The sequence below is a fragment of the Chryseobacterium paludis genome, assembly GCF_025403485.1.
In the GTDB taxonomy this organism is placed as follows: Bacteria; Bacteroidota; Bacteroidia; order Flavobacteriales; family Weeksellaceae; genus Chryseobacterium; species Chryseobacterium paludis.
Window position 1 is genome coordinate 4,526,648 of sequence record NZ_CP099966.1, and the last position, 23,206, is coordinate 4,549,853.

A 23,206-nucleotide genomic window follows, 5' to 3' on the forward strand; every position below is an offset into this window, starting at 1 on the left:
ACATAAAAACCCGCCTTTGATTTGAAGGCGGGTTTTATTTAATTAAAATCTGGAAGAATTATTTTATAGAAATTTCATCCACAAATAGATAAGAGTCACCACCCGCGCCCTTATGCCATTCCGGAAGTTTTCCAAAATGATGGGCTTTTACTTTTATATAACGGGCTTCAGTGGGTAAAATATCTGCTGTAAAATCTTTGACCTGAACTTTTTCATCTTTAGGATCAATAGTATTATCAATGGTTTTAAGGAGAATAAAATCTTTACCATTCATAGAAGCATAATACTCAACCTTTTTAGGCATTAAGATCCAGGCTCTGCTATCCTGAAGATAGGTCGAAGATAAATTTTTGATCTTTTGTGGAGATTTAAAATCAAGGATGGCTTCAAAAGTCTGTCCCTGATAGCCTTGCCATTCACCTTTTCTCCAGTTTTCAACACCATTAATACCATCGATAAGGGCAAGTTTCCCACCTGCTGTATATTGAGGATTTACAGTCGAGTTTACGATAATATCCCAATGGTTAGGCCTTCTATTGTAATTCGCTGAGGTGATAGAACTTTTTTTACCGTTCCTTTCGGTATAGGCAGAAACTTGAGTGGTTTTGTTAATGGTAAATGGACCTTTATAGGTCGTAAAAGTTTTTCTTACATTCTTATCATTTTCATCCATTGTCATATAGTATACCTTATCCTTTTCATTCAATGGGGTAATTTCCACTTTAGTAGAAAATTCAAAAAGCCTATCTGCTGTGATAACAGGTGATGCCGTTTGTTCCATGTATTTAAAATCTTTTACAGGTTTTATATTTTCGAATCCCAGTCTTTTCAGCTCCTCTTTGCTTGTATTCTTGGTAATGGTTTTTGTGGTTCCATCTTCCAGATGAATTTTAATTTCATCAAAATAAGGAGTTACAGTTTCCCATTCCGGTTTCCCTGGAGTTACGGAATAAATACCTATGGAACTTAAGATATACCATGCACTCATTTGCCCGCAGTCTTCATTTCCGATCAATCCATCTGGAGTATTTTTATAGAAATTATCAAGGATATATTTGATCTTTTCTTCTGTTTTTTGCGGCTTGTCAACAAAGTTATACAGATAAGCGATATGATGGCTTGGTTCATTGCCCTGTGCATACTGTCCTATAAGTCCGGTAATGTCCACCTGTTCTCTTCCAGTTGTCGTATTAGGTGCAGCGAAAATAGCATCAATAAACTGTTCAAACTTTTCCTTCCCACCATGAGCCTGAATTAACCCCGGAATATCCTGTGGAACAAAATAAGAGTAATGCCATGAATTTCCTTCTGTATAATTGTTATTAACTTCTCTAGGCTCAAAAGGCTCATACCAGTTTCCGTTTTTTCGGGCCTGCATAAAGCCGTTTTTCGGATTGTAAAGATTCTTCCAATTCTGAGAACGTTTCATGAAATATTGATAGTCTTCTTTTTTATTTAAAATTTTTGCCATTTGAGCAATACACCAGTCATCATAAGCATATTCCAATGTTTTAGAAACACTTTCATGTTCATCGTCAATGCTGATGTAGTTATTTTGTTTGTAGGCATTTAATCCAAAAATATCCAGCATAGCCGAATTTTTAGACGCTTCGAATGCTTTTTCATAATTAAAACCGGTAATTCCCTTCGCCATCGCATCTGCAATTACAGAAACAGAATGATATCCGATCATACATTCAGTTTCATTGGAAGCCAGTTCCCAGACAGGAAGTTTTCCACCCTGTTCATATTGTCTGATAAAAGTATTAATGAAATCAGAAGTTCTTTTTCTATCAATTAAGGTCATTAAAGGATGTGCTCCTCTGAAGGTATCCCAAAGTGAAAAGACAGAGTAGTAATCAAAGTTTTTAGTTGTATAAAATTTATTATCCCGCCCTCTGTATTTTCCATCAACATCCATATTGATGTTTGGCTGCGTAAAAACATGATACATTGCAGTATAGAAAATACTTAGTTTGTTTTTATCTTCCGACTTCACTTCAATTTTCGAAAGTTCCTTATCCCAATCCCTTTTTGCCTGTTCCTTTATCGTCTCAAAGTCATTGGATTTTCCCTCAGCCAACATGTTTTTTGCAGCACCTTCATAACCTGTTGGGGAAAGGGATACTTTTACGTAGATCTTTTCTCCTTTTTTAACAGCTGTTGAAAATGCCAAAGCTAACTTTGTTCCTGTATAAAGATTATTTTCCTGCTTTCCATTCGTTTCTATTTTTGAAATTTTCATCGGTTTTGAAAACTCAATTCTGGCATATATATATTGATTGGTAGCCCAGGCTTCACTCCTTCTGAAAACTTCAATGGTTTTGTCATCAATGACTCTTACTTCACCTTCAAGAAGTTTATCCCTATGATTTAGGTCTAAGATAATGTTGGCATTTCCAACATTATTAAAGATATATTCGTGATATCCGACTCTTTTAGTAGTGGTTAAACGGACATCAATATTATTTTTATCCAGTTTTACGGCATAAAATCCTGCCGTAGCTTTTTCATTTTTATGAGAGAATTTTGAAGAATAGTCTTTGTTATTAAGACTCGGATTTCCCATAGTAGGCATCAGCATAATATCACCATAATCTGAAACTCCGGTACCATTAAGATGGGTATGAGAAAAACCATAGATTACTGAATCAGAGTAATGATAACCACTACATCCATCCCAACTGCCATCTACTCTTGTGTCAGGTGAAAGCTGTACCATTCCAAAAGGAACAATAGCTCCGGGAAAGGTATGACCATGACCTCCGGTTCCTATAAATGGATTAACATGTTGAGAATAATTCTGGGAATAAATAATCTGAGCAATAAATAAAGAAAGAATAATGAAACTTTTTCTCATAAAATAATTTTATGCTAGCGAATATATTGAAAAATACACGAACTAAAATGTAATAAAGGGAAGATAAGACTTGTCCTAATAAAAACGATAACAATGAAAATATTTTTAGTTTCAGGATTGATATTATTTCCAATTTTTGCGATATCTCAAACTATAACAGGGAAAATCCATCAGGATAGAAATGAAGCATCATATATTGAAGTTATTGCTGTTAAAGATAAGTACAGACAAACAGCTATTTCAGATGAAAACGGAAATTATACATTAAAATTACCTGAAAACGGAGATTATAATATTAAACTTATTCAGGATGGAGCTGAGGTTTTGACTACCAGTATTGTTGTAACCATGGATACAAGAAGGGATTTTACAATTGAGAAAAGACAGGAGAAGCAGATTGAGAAAGTTAGTCTTACTGCCAGAAAAAAGCTTATTGAAAGAAAAGCAGATCGGTTGATTTATAATATATCTGCCTCTGTAGCTTCACAGGGAATGGATGGGATAGAAGCTCTTGGAAATACACCGTTGATCAAAGTGGATGAGAATTCAGGTATTTCTATGGCAGGAAAAAGCGGATTAGCAGTAATGATCAATGAAAGAATCTTAAATCTTTCCGGAAGTGAGCTTATCAATTATTTAAAAAGTTTAAGATCAGAAAATATTGAAAAGATAGAAATAATTACAGCACCTCCGGCAAAATATGAAGTGCAGGGAAATAGTGGCTTGATTAATATTGTTCTAAAGAAAAATCAAAAACTTGGATGGAACGGAAGTTTAACTACCAGTTTAGTCCAGACAACTTATACAGGTGTTTCTAATGCAGCCACGATTAATTATCAAAATGAAAGACTGCGTTTTTCACTTAAATTAAGGCAATATGATAATGAGAAAAGATCATATGAAAATTATAAAATTATTGGAGAGGATGGATTGGTAAGTTCAGATAAGAGAAGAGACTTTAGTGATGGGATAGGTGCTAATCTTAGTGTGGATTACCAAATTAATACGAAATCAAATACTGGATTTATTTATGATATTGGTTATGGTCATTCAAATATGGATATTTATAATACCTCAGATTATTTCCAAAATGGAAACTATACGAATACATTATTAACCTATGCAAAACACCGCTCAAAAAGTAGCCAACAGACAATAAGTGCCTATTATGACCTTAAATTTGGAAAACAAGATAATAAGTTGAGCATTACAGGTAATTACTTTTCTAATATTCCAGAAAGTAATATCAATTTTACAACTACTGAGAACTCAGGAAGCAATTCCGTAGTGAGAACACCCTCTACTGTGGATTATAAAATCTATTCTGGACAAGCAGATCTCTCATTGCCTTATAAGTTTGCAAAAATAGAGAGCGGGGTGAAGTTTACCAATTTCGACAATAATTCTGATGTAGCCTATCAAAACCTGATCAATGGAAACTATATTACAGATCCTGGCAAAAGCAATATCTTTGAATATAACGAGAAAAATTATGCAGCTTATTTGAGCATGGAAAAAGAATTTAATGAAAAGTGGACAGCGAAAGCAGGTCTTCGATATGAATATTCTACTGTAAATGGGAATTCTGTAAATTCCAGTCAGACAACCAGCAATTCTTATGGTCAATTATTTCCGACCGCCTACGTTACCTATAAAAGCAATGAGAATAATACCTTTAGCATTAATTATTCAAAGAGGATCAACAGACCTGGGTTTAGAGCAATTAATCCCTATCGCTGGTACATTAATGTAAACTCATATTTTACAGGGAATCCTGTACTGAAGCCTTCGATCAACCATAATTTTGAATTGTCTTACATTTATAAAGGAAAATTATCAGCTACTGCCTATTTTCAAAGAATTTTAGGTGCATTTGGCCAATTGGTAAATCTGGAGGGAGAAAGCAGAATAAGTACTTTTGATAACCATTACAATCAAAACAGTGCAGGAATAACATTGAGTTATTCAGATACTTTTTTAAAATTATGGGAGGTTAATTATTCGGCAGATGTATCCTATATGAAAACACATGTTTTTGCAACAGACGCAGCATCTTCAAAGGGAAATGCTTATACAATGGATTTCCAGAATAACCTATCATTGAATAAAGCTAAAACCATACAGCTAATCCTAAACTACTGGTTACGTTTGCCTTCTAGTTTTGGAAATACCTACTCTTATTTTGTAGGAAACTTTACCTCAGGAATTAAACTCAATCTGATGGATAAGAATCTTCAAATGAACCTGGTAGTTTCAGACATTTTCAGGCAAGCAAAAAGCAATGGTGAGATATATTATACCAACTCAACCCATTTTTATGATAACTACTATGATGGAAGAAGACTTAATCTTTCATTAACTTATAATTTTGGAAACAAAAAAATAAAGGGAACAGATCGTAATATAAAGTTTGATGAAAAGAACAGAGTAAATTAAATCAGCATACTAATTTAAACCTCACCTTCAAACAGATGATCTAAATATTGCTGTTTGCTGTTTTCTTCTCTATCTGTCCCTAAGAATTTTTTCCATGCCTGTGACTCATGATATACAATTCCCATTTCCCAGACACAATAGGTAGGTATATGATTGCTTTTTCTTTCCCAGATTTCAAACTTTCCTGAGCCATCATAATACACACTTTCCCATAATTCGTTTTCATTTCTCCAGGTGCAAACTAAGAGGAGGTAGTTTTCGCCACATCTATGAAGAATAATAAACCCTAAATCATTTATATTCTGAAATTTTTCATCAGAATTTTCTATACATGCTTTGGCATTCATAATATCCTGAGTAGATATATTTTCAATATTCTCTGCCAGATTATACCATTTGAATCTTGTTTTTCCAACTTTAAAAGTATCTTGATGAGAGGCAGTTTTGGAAGGATATGAAGTTATTTTTGTGTCCATTTTTCTGTGATTTAGGGATTGTTTTTTTTAGGTGGGTCTTTAAAAAAATTAATTAGGTGTTTTTTGTGATGCGATTTATCACCTTGAGTTATAGATTTTATTCATTCTAAATTATAGAAAAATTACGTAAATTTGTAAACAATTTATAGCAATTTTATGTTGACGAAAGAAAAGGTTCAAGATTTCCTTAAAGAAATAGAAGTAGATGATTTAGTAAATAATATTCAGATTGTAGGGAATGATGTTTATATAGATATGACAGCTCATTCACCGGCAATGCATGAAAAGAAAAAATTAGAAGCTGCCATGAAGCAGGCTTTTGCAAGTGAGTTTGGAGAAGAGATTCATTTAAAGCTTAAAATTGTTTCTCCTGAACCTAGCGAAATTCAACAAAGCCAGATCAAAGGAAAACAAATTTCAGGAATTCAAAATATTATTGCGATTGCCTCAGGAAAAGGAGGAGTTGGTAAATCTACCGTTGCCGCAAATATGGCCGTTACTTTAGCTAAAATGGGCTTTAAAGTAGGTTTATTAGATGCTGATATTTATGGACCATCTGTTCCTACGATGTTTGATACTGAAGGGCAGAAGCCTATTTCTGTGGAGGTTAATGGAAAGAATCTAATGAAGCCTGTAGAAAACTATGGAGTGAAAATGCTTTCAATAGGTTATTTTTCCGGAGCTAATCAGGCAGTAGTCTGGAGAGGTCCTATGGCTTCTAAGGCATTAAATCAAATGATAAGAGATGCTGATTGGGGTGAATTGGACTTTTTATTAATTGATTTACCTCCGGGAACTGGTGATATCCACTTGTCAATTATTCAGGAAGTACCTGTAACGGGTGCCGTAATTGTAAGCACACCTCAACATGTTGCTCTGGCAGATGTAAGAAAAGGGATTGCCATGTTCCAGATGGAAAGCATAAATATTCCGGTTCTTGGATTAATCGAAAATATGGCGTATTTTACACCAGAAGAATTACCTGATAATAAATATTACATCTTTGGAAACCAGGGAGCACAATATTTAGCTGAAGATTTGGGAATTCCGGTACTGGGAGAGATTCCGTTGATCCAAAGCATCAGGGAGGCAGGTGATGTTGGAAGACCAGCAGCATTACAGGAAAACTCTAAAATTGCAGAGATTTATACTGACACAGCACGTAAAATGGTAGAGAGTCTTGTTGAAAGAAATAAAAGTCTTCCACCTACTGAAGCTGTAAAAATTACAACAATGGCCGGATGCTCACCAAAGGCAAAAAAATAATATTTCAAATTAATTTTTGAAAAAACCGAATTGAACTGAAAAATATGGAAACAAACGTAGCACACGAAGATACTGTAACAAGAGTAATGGAGGCTTTAGAAAGTATTCGTCCGTTTTTAAATAAAGACGGCGGGGATATTGAGCTTATTGATGTGAAAGATAGCTCAGTTTATGTAAAACTTTTAGGAAACTGTTCCGGGTGTTCTTTGAACTTTTCAACCCTGAAGCTGGGCGTTGAAAATACAATTAAACAACACGCTCCGGAAATCGAAAAGGTAATAAGCGTAGAGTAAAAGAAAGTTTATAAATATTAAGAGACAGGTTTTTTAAGCCTGTCTTTTTTTATTGCTCTCCTTTTCGGAATTATAAGGTAGTTTTTGTTATATTTGTGAAAAGCACATACTTATGTTTGGATTTTTAGAAAATTTAGAACCTCTTAATCAAGGCTTTTGGTATATTGCTTTGGCTGCCAGTTTAATATTTTTATTTCAAACGATCCTTACTTTTATAGGTGGTCATTCTGATGGTCTTCATACAGATTTTACAGGTGATGCTGGTCATGGTGATACCCCTTTTCAGTTATTCTCTTTCAGAAATTTAATTAATTTTCTCCTGGGATTCGGATGGGGGGGTGTAGCATTCTACAATTCAATAGGTAGTAAGGCATTGTTATTTGTGGTAGCGATCCTTATTGGAACAGGGTTTTTATTTATATTTTTTATTCTTATTCTTCAAATTTTAAAATTAACAGAAGACAATACTTTTAAGATGGAAAATCTTATTGGAAAAACCGGTGAGGTCTATCTTACTATTCCAGCCAATATGAGTGGCAAAGGAAAGATTTTGATTTCTGTAAATGGAGCCAATCATGAACTTCAGGCTATGACAGAAGCAGAGGAAAGTATCCCTTCAAGTCATTCGGTAAGGGTGATATATATCTACGATAAAATTCTTGTCGTTTCGAAAGTCTAATTAATTATCAATATTTTACAAACTATATATGGAAATTCCCGGAACTCTTATTCTCACAGTTGTAATAGTCGTTGTGCTATTCGTCACATTCCTAGCGCTTATTTCGCGATACAAAAGATGTCCTTCAGATAAAATCTTAGTAATTTATGGTAAAACAGGTGGAAGTTCTGCAAAATGTATTCATGGCGGAGGTGCTTTTGTTTGGCCGGTAATTCAGGATTTTGCTTATTTGGATCTGAAGCCAATTTCTATTGAAGCTAATCTTACCAATGCACTTTCACGTCAGAACATCAGGGTGGATGTGCCATGTCGTTTTACGATTGCTATTTCTACGGAACCTGATTCCATGGGAAATGCAGCAGAACGTTTATTAGGTCTTTCCCCGGAGCAAATTCAGGAGCTTTCTAAAGATATACTGTTCGGTCAGTTACGTTTGGTTATTGCAACAATGACCATTGAAGAAATTAACTCAGACAGAGATAAATTCTTAGATAATATTTCGAAAAACGTTGATACCGAATTAAAGAAGATTGGTTTAAAATTAATCAACGTAAACGTTACGGATATCAGGGATGAATCCGGATATATTGAAGCTTTAGGTAAAGAAGCTGCTGCTAAAGCGATCAATGAGGCGATTATTAGTGTTGCAGAACAGACTAAAATCGGAGAAACAGGAAAAGCGATTGCTGATCGTGAAAAAGACACTCAGATTGCCGAAACGCAGAGAGATCGTGATGTGAAAATTGCCATCACCCAAAAAGACAGAGAAGTAAGTATTGCTGCAGCAGGAAAGGATGAAGCAATCGGAAAGGCAGAAGCAGCAAAAGAAGCACGTATTGCAACTTCCTTAGCCAACTCTATCGCTGTAAAAGGAGAAAACGAAGCAAAAATTACCATTGCAAACTCTGATGCCGAAAGAAGAGAAAAAGAAGCTGAAGCGCTGAGAATTGCTACTGCTGCCGAGAAAGTTCAGGCCGCAAGATCATTGGAGGAATCTTATCTTGCCGAACAGAAAGCCGAAACAGCCAGGGCTGAAAGAGAACGTTCTACCCAACAGGCGAATATTGTTGTTCATGCAGAAATTGCAAAGCAAAAGGCAATCATTGATGCACAGGCAGAAGCTGAGAAAATAAGAGTTCAGGCAAAAGGTGAGGCAGACGCTATTTTTGCTAAAATGGAAGCTGAAGCAAAAGGTCTCTACGAGATTCTGACAAAGCAAGCTGAAGGTTACGACAAAATAATACAGGCAGCTGGTGGTGATACGAACAGTGCATTCCAGTTATTGTTAATTGAAAAACTTCCTGAATTGGTTAAAACCCAGGTGGAAGCTGTTAAGAATATTAAGATCGATAAGATTACAGTATGGGATAGCGGAAATGATAAAGATGGAAATACTTCCACAGCTAACTTTGTTTCAGGAATGATGAAATCAGTTCCCCCATTGAATGATTTATTTAATATGGCGGGATTAAATTTACCGGATTATCTAAAAGGAAAACCGGAAGAGGTTCAAAAGGAGATTGTTAAGATCATTGAGAAGAAAGAAAAGAAGAATTTTGATGATATGACTTTGGGAAATGAAGCTCCAAAAGATGATTCTTCAAAGGGTTAAAAATGAAGTCCATATATCTATATATTTAAATATTTATATTCAATTTCCGATTTTATTAATTTATTCAATTATAATAATATAATATGTTTAAAGACAGGTTTTTAGAACCTGTCTTTTTTTTGTGATCTTTACTCAAGAATATGTGATTAATAATTAGAATTAATATTAAATTCATATAGAAATAATTCTATGTTTTTGTGAGTTTTATTAATGTTACTTTTGTAAAAAATTTATTTACAACACTATATGAGGCTTTTCTTACTCCGGCTATGCTTTTTATTTTCCTATTTTGATGTGCAGTACTTTTCAATTTGGTCTCAATCAACCAATGAAACGATATATAAGAGACCAAAAAGTATTACAGGAAATAATTATGGCTTAATATGGCTTGTGAATATAAATGCAATTTCCATGACTACGATTGTATATTAATTGAGACTAAACCAAAATTGATCGTTACTAGGATTATAAATGCGAGACAACTGGGAGTCATTAAAATTGACAATTCAGGATATAGGTTTCTTCGAAACAAATAGATGGTAGTAAAAATTATATGTAAAACCTTATTATAAAGAAATTTCTTTGAAAAAAGATAGTATCGGCCTACATGTTGTATTGCATTTCGTGCTAAAAATCGGAAGAGGAAATGCTTTCCAAAAGAATAAGAAAAATTCCTTTTGGAAGTTATGATCAAAAACTTAGAACTATGAAAAAAATACTCATTGCGGATGACCATTATATTGTGAGAACGGGTACTGCGCTGCTTTTAGAATCAAAACTTCAATATCCCTGTGTAATAGATTTTGCCGAAAATTATACAGAAACCAAAGAAAAAGTTTCTAAAAAAAAATATGATCTGGTAATCCTTGATACTGATATGCCTGATAGCATTTATAAAGCAATGGTAAAAGAGCTTAAAAAGAAAAAGGATGATCTTAAAATCATGATATTTTCCATCTATGATGAAAGTGTAGGTATTCAGTATATTGAAGAAGGAGCAGAAGGGTTCCTTAATAAAGGGGCTTCAGAATCTGAAATACTGAGAGGGATTACCGCTATATTTGAAGAAGGGTATTATTATCCTTCAAAAATGGTGAATAAGCTTTTAAACCACTCCAAAGATAGTCGTACTGTAGAAAAGCTTTCTAAAAGAGAGTTTCAGATATTTAAACTTTTAGCAGAAGGAAACGGAAATATAGAAATAGCTAATATTCTGGATCTTAAAATGTCTACGATCAGTACCTACAAAAAGAAAATTTTTGATAAACTAAAGGTTAAAAATGTTGTTGATCTCGTTCGTATTTACGATGATATGCATTAAATAATTTAAGCCTATAACAAAAGAGCTTCAGACATTGTCCGAAGCTCTTTGCTCAACTAAATAATATATTCTACTTTACAATTAATCTCTTAATTGTACCATCTGAAGTTTTAACCAGATATACTCCTGTAGAAAGTCTGGAAGTATCAATTGTTAAAGCATTTTTTTCTTTTCCAATTAGCTTTCCTGACATATCATACAATTCATAATCCTGGGCTCTGTTAAAATACAAAGTATTTCCTTTTGCAACTGGATTAGGGAAAATATTGAAAGTTGCTTTTTCAGCCTTTATTTCCCCTGTTCCTAATGTCGGCGACTGTGCCACCTCATACATTGATAGTGTACCACTGATCTCATTGGCGATCACTACATATCCTTTTCCTGTTGTTGTATTTTGAGGAGCTATATAAATAATGCCTTCCGGACCATTATCACCTCCATAAGCGGATGTAGAACGAGAGTTCTTGTAGTCAGTAAATGTTACGTTATTAGGATCCGTAATATTGTAAACCATGACACCTCCTGTTCTTTCCAAAGTGATGAAAGCAAAAGTCTGCCCGTTGATAGTTCCTAAAGCGACGCCCTCGGGTTCAGGACCCTTTGCGCGGCTTCTGTTTTTAGCACCGTTTGCTTCATTATCAGCATTGAAAATTAATGGATGATTGGCAGCAATATACCTTTCAAATCGGTCACCACTATCATAGGCAATCTGTTTTGTGTCGGCATTAAAGATAGAGAATGAACGAGCTCCCATTGCATTGATTTCCTCATATTCAGCATCTCCGTCTGTATTTCCATTTACCGATGTTACTCTGAATCTACCTAAGTTATGGGAAGCTTTTAATACAGATGAATTAGGGAAAACTGCCGCATCCAAAGCATAGCCATTAGCTCCTACTGTAGTTCTTTCACTAAACCCAGAAAGGTCTTTTTCATCACCTTCATTAGCCGTTACAATGTAATTGGTACCACCCACTTTGTAGTTTTGTACTGCATCCGGAGTATAGAACGTTTTTACCGGCCAGTTGGCAATTAATACTTCACCATTATTATCTGAAGCATCGAATCCGTTGCCAGGTAAGCTCATATCTTTTTTACCCAGACCCCAAATGCTTGTTATGGTTTTTGTCGCAAGATTTACCTCAGCGATAGCATTATTCTCCTGAAGAGTAACCCATGCTTTTTGACTGTCTGAGCTTACAGTAACATATTCAGGCTCTAAATCCTGGGCTAGTGTACTCGTAGATTTTACTTTTCTAAGACCTGTTGCTATAAGAGCAGCTTCTTGAGAATTAAAATTGGTGAAATTAAGCGTAGTAACATTCGTTTGGGTAACATTATTAACTCCGCCAGAAATATCAATAATACTTATAGAACCTTCCGGATCTACAGTATAAGCATCATTAGGTTCTCCTTCATTTGCTGTGATTACTTTTGTACCATCCGGAGTGAACGTGATCATATCAGGCAAGGCACCTACGGTTACCTGCTTAAGGAAGTTTCCATTTATATCAAAGAAAATTACAGAACCGTTTTGTTGTGGATTAGCATTAGGAGAGGAAACAGCTAAAATCCCATTTTTTACAGCGATACTTGTAATTCCTCCGTAAGGAGCCATATTTACTGTTTTAGTAACTACTGGTGTGGTTGGATTAGTAAAATCAATGATATCAAAAACATCTGTTAAGGAACTGATCGTAAATAATCTCTGCGTGGCAGGATCATGAACAACAATTTCTGTAGAACTATTGTTATTACCTGAAGGATCAAAACTTCCGATATAGTTCAGCTGAATCTGATTAGAAGGAACCGGAGCAGCTTTGTCATTGTCTACAATATATATTGTTGCCGAATTATCTCCCGTTATGGTTGCCCCTACAGGGTTCTCAAGACTTACGACAAAGTATTCAGCCTGTTGCTCTTCCAGTGTATCATCAATAATTGGAATATTCACCGTATAACTGGTTGTTGACGGTGTGATATTGATGGTCTGATTGCTTAATGTAAAATCATTGCTTCCCGCTGTACTGAAAGGAGCTGGTTTTACCACAAGATTTACAGTAGAATTTGAAGGATTGTTGATGTTGATCTTAAAGCTTAAGCTACCCGCATTCTCATTGACTTTTACAAAGTTTTTATCTAAAGAAATACTTGTACCTGCAGTGGTGAAAACGGTTGAAGTTGATGTGGTCACTGCATTATCACTTAAGTCTTCAACAGTATTAGGTTTTAATGCTAAATAATAAGTGTGATTTGGAAGTAAACCTGCAGTTGGGATCACCGTGATCTTATTATTACTGAACGTTGTTGTAAAAGGAACTTGTGTTCCTGAAGCACTTCCCAGACGGAATTCAACAAGATTTTGTGCATTAATATCGTTGATCGTAGAGTTATCGATCAATCTTATATTTTCATTAAAAGAGATACTTGGGTCAACAGTTGTGGAAGCATTATTGGTATTGTTTGCCGGAAGATATGCTACAGAGGGTGGAGTAGTGTCTGCACCACCTGCCGCCACTGCATCAACAGTAAAGTTATCAAAACGGTTGTTACCTACATTTCCTCCCGCTCCTGTTGAAAATTCAACTTTTAATTTGAAATTTGGATTATTGGCAACTCCAGCGATACTTGAAAAATCAAAACTAATCAGCTGTGGATTTCCATCTTGTGGATTCACGGTTTGATAGGGTGTAAAAGTAGTCCCGTCAAGTGAATAGAACCAGGATTGTGCTCCTGCTCCTGAACCTGATCTTCTCGTTGTAAATTTTACAACCACGTTATTGTATCCTGTTGTTGGTAAAGAAAATTGAAGTCCACCACCAATTGGATTATTAAATCTTAAATGGGTTCCGGCAGGATCATTATTTCGGGTATTTAAATTATCGACATTGAAATTTTGTCCGGTTCCACCCGCAAAATCAATAATACTTGTTCCACCTGCAATGGCAACGAGGGAAGAACCATTTATTAAAGAAGAAGTGGGAGCGGTAATGGAAGTTTCTGAAGTATTGTTATTGAAATTCCAATAATGGATCAATGATTGTCCAAAAATACTGCCTTGAAATAAAACAGCGATAGGAAGGAAACCTCTTAAAAGGTAGTTATTCGTCATTTTTACTTTAAATTTTGATTAATGCAAAAATGGACTTTATCCTTTGTAAATATTTTAATGGAATCTTAAGAAATGATTAATAATGTGTAATAATATAAATTTTGTTCATACTTAATCAGATTCTAAAGCTATTTTTGGTTCTTTCCTTTTTGTATCCAATGTTTTTCTGCTGATACTTTTTCTAATGGATGTTTCTGAGTATATAAAAACCCTGAAATTGCAGTTAAAACAAGTAATATAAAAATAACAAGGATTATTCTTTTTAGCATTTCTCTCATATTGCAAGTTTTTTAATGTCTCTGATTTCTAAAACTGATGTCGGATATCCCTTCTTAACAACATTGATCATAGCTTTTCCTACCTCATGCAATGTTAAAGATTTCGAAGGTAATAGAATAGGAAAGAGCCAGATAAAAGGTTTAAAAAACCACTTTACGTTCACTTGCCCATCTACAGGTTTCATAAAGCCTGGACGGAAATTATAAGATCCTTTGAAACCTAATTTTTTCAAAGAGTTTTCAGTTCTCCCTTTTACTCTTGCCCACATAGTCTTTCCACTTTCCGTACTATCAGTGTGTGAACCAGAAACATAATTAAAAACCATATCTGGATTTTGATCCAATACAGCCTGGGCAAAATGAAGAGTCGTTTCGTAAGTTATTTTAGTGTAATCTTCTTCGTTCATTCCTATACTGCTGATCCCAGCGCAGAAAAAACAGGCATCATAACCTTTCAGGTTTTCATCATTTGAATTGATGCTCAAAAAATCAGAAATAATATACTCTTTTAATTTAGCATGTTTTTTTCCTGAAGGTTTTCTGCTGACACTTAAAACTTCTGAAACAGAAGGGTTTTCAAGGCATTCCATTAGAACACCTTCTCCTACCATTCCTGTAGCTCCTGTGATGATTATTTTGATTGGATTTGAACTCATGTTATTTCGATTATACTTTTATAACGATTGGGCACTTAAATTTACTTTAAAAAAAATTAAATTCTTAAAATATTTTTAAACACTTTCGTTTGTTTTAGCTGTGCCTAAAAGGTAAGTGTCTTGTATACCTACAATTTATGCAGTTTTTATTGAAAGCGAATATTTTAAACATATTGTCATTTTAAGTAAATTTTAATAAAAAAGCATGGAAAAAACGTGGTAATAAAGTTTGCTTGAGGTCAATTTGTTTTCTACGGTATAACCAAATAACTATGCTAAGAATAAAAATTTATGAAAATGAGTTAAGAAAATAAAAAAACCAGTTGCAATGACAACTGGTTTTACGATATGCTTACAAATTAAATGTAATTATTTTTTCTCATGTAACTGACTGTAAATATTGTGAATAAGACCATCAGCAACAGAGATTTTTGGAACAAAGATCCTGTTGATATCAGACCACAACATTACATTATTGAAAATCTTTAAAGCATGAACTAAAACGTCCGCTCTATCCTCCCTCAAATTATGTTTTGTCATTCTTTCATCCACACTCAATTCATCAAACTCTTTATGCACCTTCTTCAAATGCGATAAAGTCATGGGTTTTCCGTCCTTTGTTTTGCTCATAGAGAAAACCTTATTAATGTTTCCTCCTGATCCAATTGCAACGATTGGTTTTTTGCTTATAATATTTTTCTTTACCTCCTGCTTCATTTCATACCAATTGTCGGCAGTTACGAAATTATTCAGAAGACGTATTGTTCCGATATTGAAAGATTTTTCATAAACCATTTTATCATTCTCATAAAAGGTAAGCTCTGTAGAACCTCCGCCAACATCAATATATAAATATGCAAAATCTTTATCTAAACCTTCTGCAACATGATTTTCATAAATTAATGTAGCTTCCTCATCTCCAGAAATAATTTCAATATTAATTCCAGAAGTTTCCTTTACCTGCTGAATGATTTCCTGTCCGTTTTTAGCATCACGCATAGCACTGGTAGCACAAGCTCTATAATGATCTACCTTATAGATCTTCATCAAATCACTGAAAATTCTCATTGAGTCAATGACCATTTTCTCCCTTTCCTTACCAATTTCTCCATGAGTAAACACATCCATTCCTAATCTCAGAGGAATTCTCAGAAGATTAAGCTTTATAAATTCGGGGTGTTTATTGGTGATTTTTACTTCATTAATTAAAAGTCTCGCTGCATTACTTCCTATATCTATCGCTGCAATCTTCATTTGATATTTGTTTTAGCTTTTAAATATTTATATGTTTCAATTTGAGAACGACATTCCTGTTTGTCATTTCTCACATATTCATTGCCTAGCCTTTTATCTAAAATTCTAGCTTTTACATTGTCTCTTAGCTGTATATCAAGAATGTCTTTCAGCTCCTTTTTCAGATCTTTGTCTGTGATTTTAGCTGCAGCCTCAATCCTGTAATCAAGATTTCTTGTCATCCAGTCTGCGGAAGAAATATACATATCTTCAACGCCTTTATTATAAAAGTACATCACTCTTGCGTGTTCCAGGTATTCATCAACAATACTTATACCCTTTATTTTTTCTTTAAATTCTTTTTGGTTAACAACGCAGTAGATTCCTCTTACAATTGTTTTTACCGTAACCCCCGCCAGTGCAGCATCATAAAGTTTTGTAATTAAAGCACGATCACTTACTGAATTTGCCTTAATGATAATTTCAGCTTTTCTTCCGGCTCGGGCTTCATCGATTTCCTTGTCGATATGATGTACAATCTTTTCACGCATGAACTGTGGACAAACAACAAGATTTTTGCACGTTTTCAAAACAGAGATATAATCTTCCTTAGGCTTTTTAAGAACATTAAAGACTTTATTGATATCTGCCATAACGCCTCTGTCTGCCGTCATCAAGAGATGGTCACCATAAATTCTTGCTGTTTTTTCATTAAAATTACCGGTACTTATAAAGCCATATTGAATGGTTTTATTATGAGCCCTCTTTTTAATGACACAAAGCTTTGCATGAACTTTTTTATCAGGAATTCCTACCAAAACATTTATGCCTTCAGGTTCCAGCATTTCTTTCCATTCAAGATTCGATTCTTCATCAAACCTTGCCTGAAGTTCAAGCATGACTGTTACTTCTTTGCCATTTCTTGCTGCGTAGATCAGTGCATTGATTATTTTCGAACTGCTGGCTAAACGATAGGCAGTGATCTGTATTGATTTTACATCAGGATCCATTGCCGCTTCACGAAGAAGATCGATAACTGGATTATATTTATGATAAGGGAAACTGAGAAGTACATCTTTTTTTAATATAACATCCGTTACTCTTTCGCCATGTTCAAAAGCCTGGTGTGTAAAAGAAGTTCTTTCCAAAGGTCTTGTGTAAGTTGCAAAAACATCAGGGAAATCCATGAAATGTTTGAAATTATGAATTTTTCCTCCGGGAATGATACTGTCTTTTTTTGTCAGGTTAAGTTTGCGGATAAGCAATTCCAATAATGCCTTATCCATATCTTTATCAAAAACGAATCTTGTAGGTTTTCCTTTTCTACGGTTTTTTAGACCTTTTTCTATTTTTTCAGCGAAGTTGGTTTTGATATCATTATCCAAATCCATTTCTGCATCTTTTGTTACTTTAAAGGCATTGGCAGCGAATTCATCATAACCGAAGTATGAAAAAATATGTGGTAAATTAAAGGTAATTACATCTTCTAGAAGCATTACATTTTTTTCCTCAGGATCTTCTGTTGGCAGAAGAACAAATCTTCCCACAAAACGGGAAGGGATTTCTATAATGGCATAATTACTCTGATACTGCCAGTCTTTTTTTCTCATGGCAACCCCAAGATAGAGACTTTTATCTCTTAAGTAAGGCATTGATGTATTTTCGTGAAGAAGGATAGGAATTACATTGGATTCTACCACTTCATCAAAGTATTTTCTGACAAACTCTTTTTGTAAAACAGTTAGGTTTCTTGCGTTTTTAATCGAAACCTTATGATCAGCCATTTCACCCTGGATCTTTTTCCAGGTTTTATCGAAATTCTGCTGTTGACTTATTACAATTTCATTGATTCGCTGTAAGATCTTGGAAGGTGGCTGATAGAAAGATTCAGCGATTACCTTTTCTTTAAAATCCATGGCGCGCTTTAATCCGGCAACACGTACTCTGAAAAATTCATCTAAATTATTGGAGAAAATTCCCAGAAAACGTATTCTTAAATGCAATGGTACATTCTCGTCCATTGCTTCCTGTAAAACCCTTTCGTTAAAAGCCAGCCAGGTAATATCCCTCGGATTAAAGTGTATTGACATATTTATATAAAAAATTTATCAAAAATAAGGATTAAAACATATTTAATGTTGATAAACAAGATTAAACTTTGATTAATAATTTTGAATGGGAACATCTACATGACCTTCACTAATAAGAGATCGAATTATTTTGTTCCAGTATGAGCCACCTGCCCATAATCAGTGTGCAAGGACAATACTGACTTTCTTCACTAATATATGTTTTTTTAAGATTCAGTCATCTATTTATTATTGATTTTTCAAGTTAAATTTACTTGTTGCCTTTAACCCTAACTATACAAATTACACATCGACTAATTTGATATGATATTTTATACCATGTAAAGATGTATTATTTTATTTTTCTCAGATCTGTTTATGAAAATCTTCATTCTTAGTTTTTAGTGAATGGAAAATTAAACATGAAGGTTTGTCATAAAGAATGATAAAAAGATTCAAAGATGAATTATTTTATAATCTACTGAAAAATAATGAAATATTTTGAATTGATGGCTTCATGAAACCTTGGGTAAATCAAGTCTTTTTACTTATTATGTCAATTTGTCATATAAATTTGAATGGTACGAATATTGAGAAATGTAGAGTGTAAATCAAATTAAAAATTAGAAAAAATAAAAATATTATGAGTAAAATAATTGGAATTGACTTAGGAACGACCAACTCTTGTGTTGCTGTAATGGAGGGTAAAGACCCTGTTGTTATTCCTAATGCAGAAGGTAAAAGAACGACTCCTTCTATTGTAGCATTTACAGAAGATGGTGAAAGAAAAGTAGGAGATCCTGCAAAAAGACAGGCTGTAACGAATCCAAAAAAGACAGTATATTCTATCAAAAGATTTATTGGAACTCATTTTAAAGATGATGCAAGTGAAATTTCAAGAGTACCTTATGAAGTTGTAAAAGGTCCGAATGACACTGTAAAAGTTAAAATTGACGATAGAGAATATACACCACAGGAAATTTCTGCAATGACACTTCAGAAAATGAAGAAGACTGCTGAAGATTATCTTGGACAAGAAGTAACAAGAGCAGTAATTACTGTACCTGCTTACTTTAATGATGCACAAAGACAAGCTACTAAAGAAGCTGGAGAAATCGCAGGTCTTAAAGTAGAAAGAATTATCAACGAACCTACGGCTGCAGCGTTAGCGTATGGTATGGATAAAAATCACAAAGATCAGAAAATTGCTGTTTATGACCTTGGTGGTGGTACTTTCGACGTTTCTATCCTTGATTTAGGAGACGGTGTATTTGAAGTATTATCTACTAATGGAGATACACACCTAGGTGGTGATGACTTTGATGATGTTATTATCAATTGGATGGCAGATGAATTTAAAGCTGAAGAAGGAGTAGATTTAAAATCTGATGCTATTGCATTACAAAGATTGAAAGAAGCTGCTGAAAAAGCTAAGATTGAATTATCTTCTTCTCCACAAACTGAAATCAACTTACCCTATATTACGGCTACAGCTACAGGTCCTAAACACTTAGTGAAGACTTTAACAAAAGCTAAATTTGAGCAGTTATCCGCTGACTTGGTAAGAAGATCTATGGAGCCTTGTAAAAAAGCATTAGCTGATGCAGGTTTATCTATTTCTGAGATCGACGAAGTGATCTTGGTTGGTGGTTCTACAAGAATCCCTATTATCCAGGAAGAAGTTGAGAAATTCTTCGGTAAAAAACCATCTAAAGGAGTTAACCCGGATGAGGTTGTAGCGATCGGTGCAGCAATCCAAGGGGGAGTTTTAACAGGAGATGTAAAAGATGTATTACTTCTTGATGTTACACCACTTTCTTTAGGTATTGAAACAATGGGTTCTGTATTTACTAAATTAATTGAAGCGAATACAACAATCCCAACTAAAAAGTCTGAAACATTCTCTACTGCTTCTGATAATCAACCAGCAGTAAGCATTAGAGTAGGACAAGGGGAAAGACCCATGTTCAACGATAACAAAGAGATCGGTAGATTCGACTTGGCAGACATTCCACCAGCACCAAGAGGAGTTCCTCAAATTGAAGTAACTTTCGATATTGATGCGAATGGTATTCTTAGCGTTTCTGCTAAAGATAAAGGAACTGGCAAAGAACAAACGATCAAAATTCAGGCATCTTCAGGTCTTTCTGATGAAGAAATCGAGAGAATGAAAAAAGAAGCTCAGGAAAACTCTGCAGCAGATGCTAAGAAAAAAGAAGAAGTTGAAATCTTCAATAAAGCAGACGGATTAATCTTCCAGACTGAAAAACAATTGAAAGAGTTTGGTGATAAATTATCTGCTGATAAAAGAGCAGCTGTAGAATCTGCAGCAGCTGAATTGAAAACAGCATTCGAATCTAAAAATTCTGATGATACAAAAGCTAAAACAGAAGCTTTAGATGCAGCTTGGATGGCAGCTTCAGAAGAAATGTATGCAGCAGGACAGCAAGCTCAAGGAGCTGATGCAGGTGCTCAAAATCCTGGTGGAAACGCAGGAAGTGAAGATGTGCAGGATGCAGACTTCGAAGAAGTAAAATAATTATTGATTAATATTAATCAATAAAACATATAAAACCGCTATGGACAAAGGTCCATAGCGGTTTTTATTTTTTTAATAACTATTGTTTATGTGTTTTATATTTCGTTTTTAATTATTTGTACCAGAACTTAAGTTGCGATAAAGTGAAACTTAAGTAAATTTTTACTATAATAGGATTAAAAAAAGTGTCCCATTTATGATGCACAGTTTATACCTAAGACTGTCACCTCGGTTTATTGTACCGAACAATGCGGTAAGTTCTTAAGCGTTAATTTCAAGCTTATATCCTTTTCCGCGTATAACAACAATTTTGATATTCGGATCAAATTCCAGTTTTTTTCTAAGTTTTGAAATAAACATATCCAGACTACGCCCCACAATAACACCTTCATCTTCCCATATCTCTTTTTGCAACCTGCTTCTCTCTATAGTTTCGTTAGGAGATAATGCGAAAATAAGTAACAGACGTGCTTCAGTTCCGGTCAATTCTATTGTATTTCCATTTATTATAAGCTTACGGTTCTTCGCATCGAACAACACTGAGCCCAAAGTGAACATATCTGTATGCTGATTTTCAGGTAAAGTTTTCCGGGGCTGAGCATATCTGAAAATAATAAAACCAACAAATGCTAAAAATGACAGGCCACCCAGAAGATACCCATTTTTCACTATGTTTATTCCTGTGGGTTTGAATTTAATTTTGATCATATAGCAGGCAACGGGTTGCTTTCTTCCTCTACACGGTACAACATCATCTCGTTTATTTTTAGATATAGCATATCCATAGGCTACGCTGGAGTTGTCACAGTTAAGTACATTTACAATATAATCACTTGTGAGCGGGTCTTTGGCTAACAAACGTTGAGTTGTATTCACTAAGGAGTCCGGTTGAAAAGTAATTTTATTCTCAAAGCTGATCAGATATTCATTTTTCGCAATTTTTTTCACAGGGAGTACTCTTGATATACTATCACCCGACTGTAGAAGTATTTCATGTCCGATTCTGCGGAGCAAAACTTCCCTTCTGGCAAAGTCAAAGTCGTCACTATTCTCACTGCTGAAATCCGCATATACATAGATTACACAAATAAATGAGAGAAGTATTAATCCGAACAGGTATTTGCGTTTTCCTGAAAGGAGATTTCTGCTATTAAACATAGTGTCAAGTTTTTTTTACAAAGTTTACATTTTTATTTACAATTTTAAGTTCACAGGCAGAAAAACATTAAAGTAATTTTATCACATAAACTTTAAAAGAAGATAAAGCGATGTTATTAATTAAACCTACAAAAAACATGAAAAAAATGATTTATGTGCTGAGCTTGCTGCTGATTGTGGTAAGTGGATTGGTATTTGCTAATCGTGAAATTAAAAATGAAACTTCTAAAAAATCAATCCCAAAGACTCTCTCTTCTGCTGAAAGGAAAGCTGCATTGAAACAGTGGGAGGCTACTCCTGCTGGTATAATGTATAAAAAATGGGAAGTGTCTCCCGCAGGTAAAAAAGTGCGGGACGCTGAAGCTAAAATATGGAAGAACATTAAAGATTATACCAATATGGATGGAGTTGTAACCTCACTTTCTCTTCCGCCAGGTTCAAGATTAGGTTTTGGGGTGATGGTCAGAATTAATGGTGACGATTACATTGTAAAATTTGAGCCGGAAAAGTCTCAACTAAAACAATTGCATAGTCTGAAAGTTAACGACAAAATAATTGTAAGAAGCCATAACATATTGCATGCACCCAAGTATTCATACCCAATAGTATCTGGCGAATATGTAGAACGGGATAGTAAGATAATTTTTCAACGTATCCCCCGCAAAGGAGGCTGTTAAGTAAATAAATTATGATATACATCTGCATGAGAAGCGAGAAAAAACAACGAACCAATATTGTTCTATAATGATGCTTAGAAAAAGGTTTTGTGTGTAATAATATATAGGTAATTCTTTACACTTGATTATACAACCGGAGTAAAACATTGTTTTACCCCGGTTTTTTTATTGAAATAAATACTTTAAAGAATCTCTACTTCTTCTGGTATCATGAAAAAAAGTATACAACCATTCTCTGATTTCACGGAATGTTTAAAATTTGGTGGAGTATATAAATAATCCCCTTTTTCCAAATGTGCTCCTGCAATAACAGCATCTCCTTCCATTACAAATAATTCTTCTCCAGCTGGATGATTATGATAGGGATAACTCGCACCTGGCTCAAATTTTAAAAGTATGGTTGTAGACCGGTTTTTTTCAGGATCAAATTTTAAAGACTTTACAAATATGCCTTCGTAGTGAATTCCTTTTTCAATTAATGGCTGCCACTCTGTTTGTTCTGTTTTTACGATGTAATCGTGGATGTTTGTGTTCATGATAT

At 34.4% G+C, this 23,206-nt stretch carries 16 protein-coding genes; 8 read left to right on the forward strand and 8 right to left on the reverse strand.

Annotation, left to right across the window (positions count from 1 at the left end; translation table 11 throughout):
- Nucleotides 1-58: 58 nt before the first annotated feature.
- Nucleotides 59-2,860, reverse strand: a complete 2,802-nt coding sequence (locus NG806_RS20590) for a GH92 family glycosyl hydrolase (RefSeq protein WP_261511183.1) — start codon at nt 2,858-2,860, stop codon at nt 59-61.
- 93 nt (nt 2,861-2,953) lie between these two features.
- Between NG806_RS20590 and NG806_RS20595 the strand changes: the two genes are divergently transcribed.
- Entirely contained in the window at nt 2,954-5,296 is a 2,343-nt protein-coding gene (locus NG806_RS20595; RefSeq protein WP_261511184.1) for an outer membrane beta-barrel family protein, read from the forward strand.
- Nucleotides 5,297-5,310: 14 nt separating this feature from the next.
- Here the strand turns inward: NG806_RS20595 and NG806_RS20600 are convergent, their stop codons facing one another.
- Entirely contained in the window at nt 5,311-5,772 is a 462-nt protein-coding gene (locus NG806_RS20600; protein ID WP_261511185.1) for a hypothetical protein, read from the reverse strand.
- 156 nt (nt 5,773-5,928) lie between these two features.
- Between NG806_RS20600 and NG806_RS20605 the strand changes: the two genes are divergently transcribed.
- From NG806_RS20605 to NG806_RS20625, 5 genes are all read left to right on the forward strand, one after another.
- A complete protein-coding gene (locus NG806_RS20605; RefSeq protein WP_261511186.1) occupies nt 5,929-7,038 on the forward strand; it encodes an Mrp/NBP35 family ATP-binding protein in 1,110 nt (369 codons plus the stop codon).
- A 44-nt stretch (nt 7,039-7,082) separates the two neighbouring features.
- Nucleotides 7,083-7,331 carry a NifU family protein gene (locus tag NG806_RS20610; RefSeq protein WP_214832573.1) on the forward strand — a complete coding sequence of 83 codons (249 nt, stop codon included), beginning with the start codon at nt 7,083-7,085 and terminating at the stop codon, nt 7,329-7,331.
- A gap of 112 nt (nt 7,332-7,443) precedes the next feature.
- Nucleotides 7,444-8,010 carry an NfeD family protein gene (locus tag NG806_RS20615; RefSeq protein ID WP_214832571.1) on the forward strand — a complete coding sequence of 189 codons (567 nt, stop codon included), beginning with the start codon at nt 7,444-7,446 and terminating at the stop codon, nt 8,008-8,010.
- Nucleotides 8,011-8,038: 28 nt separating this feature from the next.
- Nucleotides 8,039-9,622: a flotillin family protein gene (locus tag NG806_RS20620; protein ID WP_214832569.1), complete on the forward strand. Its 1,584-nt coding sequence runs from the start codon at nt 8,039-8,041 to the stop codon at nt 9,620-9,622.
- Nucleotides 9,623-10,328: 706 nt separating this feature from the next.
- Complete coding sequence (locus tag NG806_RS20625; protein WP_214832567.1) at nt 10,329-10,943, forward strand: response regulator transcription factor; 615 nt, start codon at nt 10,329-10,331, stop codon at nt 10,941-10,943.
- Between the two features lie 70 nt (nt 10,944-11,013).
- Here NG806_RS20625 and NG806_RS20630 read toward each other — a convergent pair whose 3' ends face one another.
- The 4 genes from NG806_RS20630 to ppk1 form a co-directional block, all read right to left on the reverse strand.
- Nucleotides 11,014-14,055 (reverse strand): choice-of-anchor I family protein, encoded by a 3,042-nt coding sequence (locus NG806_RS20630; protein WP_261511187.1) that lies wholly within the window; start codon nt 14,053-14,055, stop codon nt 11,014-11,016.
- Nucleotides 14,056-14,329: 274 nt separating this feature from the next.
- Nucleotides 14,330-14,989: an NAD-dependent epimerase/dehydratase family protein gene (locus NG806_RS20635; protein ID WP_261511188.1), complete on the reverse strand. Its 660-nt coding sequence runs from the start codon at nt 14,987-14,989 to the stop codon at nt 14,330-14,332.
- A 369-nt stretch (nt 14,990-15,358) separates the two neighbouring features.
- Entirely contained in the window at nt 15,359-16,243 is an 885-nt protein-coding gene (locus tag NG806_RS20640; RefSeq protein ID WP_214832562.1) for a Ppx/GppA phosphatase family protein, read from the reverse strand.
- Nucleotides 16,240-18,312 (reverse strand): polyphosphate kinase 1, encoded by a 2,073-nt coding sequence (ppk1, locus tag NG806_RS20645; protein WP_214832560.1) that lies wholly within the window; start codon nt 18,310-18,312, stop codon nt 16,240-16,242. The genes NG806_RS20640 and ppk1 overlap by 4 nt, the downstream gene beginning before the upstream one ends.
- Nucleotides 18,313-18,934: 622 nt before the next feature.
- Here ppk1 and dnaK point away from each other — a divergent pair.
- Complete coding sequence (gene dnaK / locus NG806_RS20650) at nt 18,935-20,830, forward strand: molecular chaperone DnaK (RefSeq protein ID WP_214832558.1); 1,896 nt, start codon at nt 18,935-18,937, stop codon at nt 20,828-20,830.
- A gap of 261 nt (nt 20,831-21,091) precedes the next feature.
- Here the strand turns inward: dnaK and NG806_RS20655 are convergent, their stop codons facing one another.
- Entirely contained in the window at nt 21,092-21,988 is an 897-nt protein-coding gene (locus NG806_RS20655) for a winged helix-turn-helix domain-containing protein (RefSeq protein ID WP_261511189.1), read from the reverse strand.
- A 146-nt stretch (nt 21,989-22,134) separates the two neighbouring features.
- On the opposite strand from NG806_RS20655, the gene NG806_RS20660 reads away from it, so the two are divergent.
- Entirely contained in the window at nt 22,135-22,665 is a 531-nt protein-coding gene (locus NG806_RS20660; protein ID WP_261511190.1) for a hypothetical protein, read from the forward strand.
- 182 nt (nt 22,666-22,847) lie between these two features.
- Here the strand turns inward: NG806_RS20660 and NG806_RS20665 are convergent, their stop codons facing one another.
- A complete protein-coding gene (locus NG806_RS20665) occupies nt 22,848-23,201 on the reverse strand; it encodes a cupin domain-containing protein (protein ID WP_261511191.1) in 354 nt (117 codons plus the stop codon).
- Nucleotides 23,202-23,206: the final 5 nt, after the last annotated feature.